This is a genomic window from Acidithiobacillus acidisediminis (assembly GCF_023277115.1).
Classification (GTDB): Bacteria; Pseudomonadota; Gammaproteobacteria; order Acidithiobacillales; family Acidithiobacillaceae; genus Igneacidithiobacillus; species Igneacidithiobacillus acidisediminis.
In genome coordinates this window covers 1-4,402 of the sequence record NZ_JALQCS010000004.1, presented here as the reverse complement: position 1 = coordinate 4,402, position 4,402 = coordinate 1, and the positions used below count along the sequence as shown (strand labels likewise).

Below are 4,402 nucleotides of genomic sequence, written 5' to 3'. Positions count from 1 at the left end.
GCCGGCTGATGGGGTGGACTCGGGGGGTTTCCATTTGGTGCGCTGTCGTGCGCCTCCTATTGCCGTGATGGGTAATTCTGTCTCGTCGCGCCTCGTCTGTACAGTCCCGCTCACCGCGCGGCTTGATCTAGGCGATGTTCTAACTCTCGTAGCAGATCCTTTGCTAAAAGCGTGCGCCCGGTTCGTTTTGCCTGTCGCCATTCGGTCAGAAAGCAATCGGCTAGACCAGAATCACTCAAAGAACTCAGATCCGGGTCGCTGGCGCCGCGTATGTATTCCAGGTCACGCTCGCGCTTGGCCTGCATCCTTTTTGCGCTGGTCGTCTTCATCATCTCGTCTCCTGCTGTCACATTGACAATAAAGATTATGTCACAGTGACAGATGTGATGCAAGCACCGCCCCAAGCCCAGCACCTTCTTTTGGAGACCAAAAATCTATGCACTGCACCGCTGCGTATTGGCGGGGGCCGGGCGCCCGGCCCCGCGCTGCGAGGGACCCGCGCCCTTCAGGGCGTGGGACGGTGGCGCGGGTCTCCCCGCCACCACCTGACCCTGCCATGCTTGCGGTGTTCGGGTTCCCCAACCCATCAAGTAAAGGAAAACGGCCCTTTTTTACCCCCCTTTTCGTGCCCTGATCCGGCCTCTTTTGGTGCCGGTCTAGGGGTAGTGCTTCGCCGGAGTTCCCCCCTCGACGTTCCCTGCCGCTGCGCGGCGGGAGCCCTTCGCCTCGGGGCGGCCTCTGGCCGTCCGGCTCTGGACGCAGCCGTGCCGGTCCGAGCGTTTGGGTCTCCAAGAAAAGGTGCGGGGATTGGTTTCGTTACACTGTAACAGGCAGAAGCGCAGAGAGATACGCGGGGGTTTCCAAAGGGGCCGTGGCCCCTTGGCCTACAAGAAACCCGTTAGGGTTGCGTAGTAAGTTACATCAACGCTCGAAGTCATACCCGCGCTGCTGGGCCTTGGCCTGCGTTTTTGCCTGCGCCTGGGCGTCACGCTCTCGAACGCTCTGCACCCACTTGGCAAACGCTGGTAGATGCTCCGCCAGCTTTTCGGCTATGGGTGATCTGGCGATGGCGTCCAACAACATGCCGCGCCGGTCGTGCTGGGTTTTCATCTCCGCATGATCCTGCGCGATCCGCTGGGCTTTGGCTTCTGCCTGCGCTGCCTGCTGCACCAATCGCTGCTGCCGCATTTCTGCGTTCTGCTGGTACTGTCGGAAGGCCTCGGCGGGTATTACTTCCCGTGTTTCCCGTTGCTGCGTGAAGAACCCGTCCTTGGTCACGACCTCGACCGTCTGCGCCTGCGGCGGCGTGGGCATTGGGTGTTGCTTGGCCAGGTCTTGCTCTATCGGCTGTAGCTTGGCCTGTAGTTCTGCCGCTTGCTTCTCCAATGCCGCAACCTTTGCGGCGGCGTCCGCCTCGCGCCGCTCGTAGGTAGCGGTGCGCTTCTGCGCCTGCTCCTCGCTCACCTTGCCAGCCGCCAGCTTGGCTTCCTGCTCATGTATTAGCCTTCTGTTCTTCTCGGCCTTGGCCTGTTCCGCCTCGATGCTTTTGGTAATGGCCTCAAGGGTTTGACGTGCCGCCTCTCGTTGCGCCTCTAGCGTTTGCCGCTGCGCCTCAATCTCCTGCTGCACTTCTTGGGCCTTGCGCTCAAGTTCTTTTGGTAGGTCTTGGTGAAGCTGCCGCACGCTGCGGTGTACGACCTTGGCCATGTCGTCGCCGCGCTCGATGCGCGCTTGCTTTGGTGTGCCGCGCTCGATGCCTATGTGCCGCAATTCTTCCGCCGCAACATCCTGTAGTTTGCTCATCATTTCCCGCCCGTGGCGCCATGGCTGCTCTTTGCCATTTTCCAGTCGGTAGCCTCTAAGCATAAAGTGCGCATGGCCTGCTGCTTCGTCGCGGTGTACCACAAGTCCGATCAAGTCGTGGCCGGTTTCCTTGCTTATTCTTGCGGCAATCTTCTGGTACAGCGCGTCTTGCCGCTCGCGCGGTAGCCGCTCAAAGGTTCTTTGGGCCTCGGTGCCGAACGTGATGATCCCCCTAACGGTGGTCCGTGCATCGCCCCTTAGCTTTTGCTGGCCGGATGCTTTTCTGTTCGCCTCGATCTCCTGCCGGATGGCGCTCGGGTGCGGCGGCTCGATGATGATGCTGTTGTCCTTCGTTCGGTCTTGGTCCACATAGTCAGGCGTGTTTTGCCGGAGATCATGCTTGACCTGCCCCGCTGCTTTTCTGCCGATGGTTGGTTCAACTCTGACGCTTACCGTGTGGCTCATGACTGCATCCCTGCTGTGGTCCTTTTGGTGTATAGCATGGGGTGCGGTGGATGTAACCTACTACGCAACCCCTGCGGGTTGCGAGTAGGCCAAGGGGGCTTCGCGCCCCTTTGGAAACCCCCTTGCGGGCAGGCAATCCCCCTCCTGCACCTGCTTTTGCCGGTGGTCTTTGCCTCTATTCTTTGTCACCGTGACGCCTGTTTGGGCGGTTGCGGCGGCGGGTCGGGATCGGCTATTTGCCAATAGTCATCCCAAAACCCGTCCGGCTCGGCCTCGTCGGGGTCGCGCCTTGAGCCATTAGGTATAACTGTAACCGCGTGGAAACCCTCAAGTTCCTCGAAGAATGTGCGGTAGTCGGTGCTGAGTTCCGCAGGTGTTTCGGGTGCGGTGCGGTACTCAATGCCTCGGATTCGCAGGCCCAGGATGCGCCCGGCTTTGGTTTTGGGTTCGGGTAGTTCGCCGGTGTCGGGGTCGGGGGCTGCGCCACGGAAGTCGCGGCGCCCCTCGCGTATCACCTGCACTCGATTCTTCCGCCCATGGAGCAGACCAAAAAACAGCGCGGCCCGGCCACCGCGCGCGGCACGCCAGAGACCTCGGGCTAATGGTTCCTCCGGCTGGATATCCAGTCGCCGGAGTTGCTGCCAGAGCGTGATGCTGCCGTGGAGTACGCCTCCGAACTGGTAAGCCCTTATGCCCCAGGTCGAGCGCCACGGTTCGTAGCGCCCTTTGGGTTTTTTGGTCGTGCCGTGGTGCTCCCCGTCATCCTCCACCGGATCATCGGTAAGGTAATCGGCGATGTACGAGGATGCGTTGGCCGCGCCGTCGCCGGTAAAGTCGTTTTTGCTGTCTGCGGTCGGCACATGCTTCCGAACTATCTCCATGATTTTTTCGTGTTTACTCTCCTCAGCAAATGCAAGAATATGCCAATGCGGTGTACCATCTTTATGCGGTTCTGCTGCTCTCAAAAAATGCACTTCTATCCCGGCTTTTTTGAGTGACGCGCGGATTTTACCCCATACATGGGAAAGCCATCGCTGCCCGTCCTTTGGAGTGTGTCCGGCCCATGAATCGCGCCCAACGCTAGGGTTTATATGAAATTGTGGGGGGCAGGTAATAGTAATAAATAGCGGTGCGAATCCGTTATTCTGCGCCCATTCTTCCAACCCCTTTGTTAGCGTGTAACGCTCCGCAAATCGCTGTTGATTGGATCGCATTATTTCGGATAATTTACGGGCTTTCCCGCCGTGCGGTGTTACGGTGGTATGTTCCGCCCACAGCTTTTGGCGCTTTTTTTGTGCCACGCGGCTTTTATAAGTATGGTCAGATACGCAAATCTGCTTCTTCGCTCCGACCAGCCGCAACCCATGCGCTGCGGACTCGTTGAACTGGCGGAATGCGCGGCGGATCGCCATGCGTAATTTTCTCGGCGTCGGCTCCACCGCGGGGGCAAAGCTGCCGAGGCGGTCGGCCCACGCCGGATTTAGTCGCTCGCGCCCCTGCTCGTCGCGGATTATGGTCGGGATCGCTTTTACCTCTTGCCGTATGGTGTCTTCACTCATGTCGGCGTGCCTGGCCACCCACTTGGGGTATCTCTTGGTTGCGAGGGCTATCCTCGCATGGTCGGTGTGCCAGTACCGGCGCAAGAGCGCCTCGCGGTGGTGAGTGCGGTACAGCGGCGAGTTCCGCGCTTCGGTGCTGCGCTCAACCCACCCAAGGAGCGAAAGATTGCGCTTGGCCCTGAGCGATGATTTCGGGGTCGCGCCCTCGACATTCTCCGGCGGCGTGGTGTACTGCTGCTGCGCGAGTCCACGCCACTCGGTGAGCACCTTGCAGATCTGCTCGGCCACCCATTCGCGGTCGTCCGGGTGCGTCGCCTCCTCGATCCCCTGCGGAAGCTCATCGGTGAAAAGGTGTGGATCAGGGTCGAGCCAGGTTGGACCATCGTCGGGCGCGAGGAATAGCTCGTCGGGCCACGGTTGGGCGCGCAGGTGCTCGGGGGCCGTGGTCATGGCCGCGGCCTATCGTGTCAGGCGGCTCGGCTCGGCGTGGGTGGGGATGGGGGCTTGATACTGCGTATTTTCTGGGTGAAAATCGCTCTTGCAGTATTCTCGCCCCCTGATCTCCACCATCGCTT

General features: G+C 60.2%; 3 protein-coding genes. All 3 read right to left on the bottom strand.

Annotated features, from left to right (window positions below):
- Positions 1–110 precede the first annotated feature (110 nt).
- The 3 genes from M5D89_RS14190 to M5D89_RS14180 all read right to left on the bottom strand — a co-directional run bounded on the left by M5D89_RS14190 (position 111) and on the right by M5D89_RS14180 (position 4,277).
- Entirely contained in the window at positions 111–332 is a 222-nt protein-coding gene (locus tag M5D89_RS14190) for a hypothetical protein (RefSeq protein WP_248886521.1), read from the bottom strand.
- A 589-nt stretch (positions 333–921) separates the two neighbouring features.
- Positions 922–2,268: a plasmid recombination protein gene (locus M5D89_RS14185; protein WP_248886520.1), complete on the bottom strand. Its 1,347-nt coding sequence runs from the start codon at positions 2,266–2,268 to the stop codon at positions 922–924.
- Between the two features lie 185 nt (positions 2,269–2,453).
- Positions 2,454–4,277: a replication endonuclease gene (locus tag M5D89_RS14180; protein ID WP_248886519.1), complete on the bottom strand. Its 1,824-nt coding sequence runs from the start codon at positions 4,275–4,277 to the stop codon at positions 2,454–2,456.
- Positions 4,278–4,402 lie beyond the last annotated feature (125 nt).

Excerpts from the sequence above, each read along its gene's own strand:
- M5D89_RS14180 (WP_248886519.1), bottom strand. The coding sequence starts at position 4,277 with ATGACCACGGCCCCCGAGCACCTGCGCGCCCAACCGTGGCCCGACGAG.
- M5D89_RS14190 (WP_248886521.1), bottom strand. The coding sequence starts at position 332 with ATGATGAAGACGACCAGCGCAAAAAGGATGCAGGCCAAGCGCGAGCGT.
- M5D89_RS14185 (WP_248886520.1), bottom strand. The coding sequence starts at position 2,268 with ATGAGCCACACGGTAAGCGTCAGAGTTGAACCAACCATCGGCAGAAAA.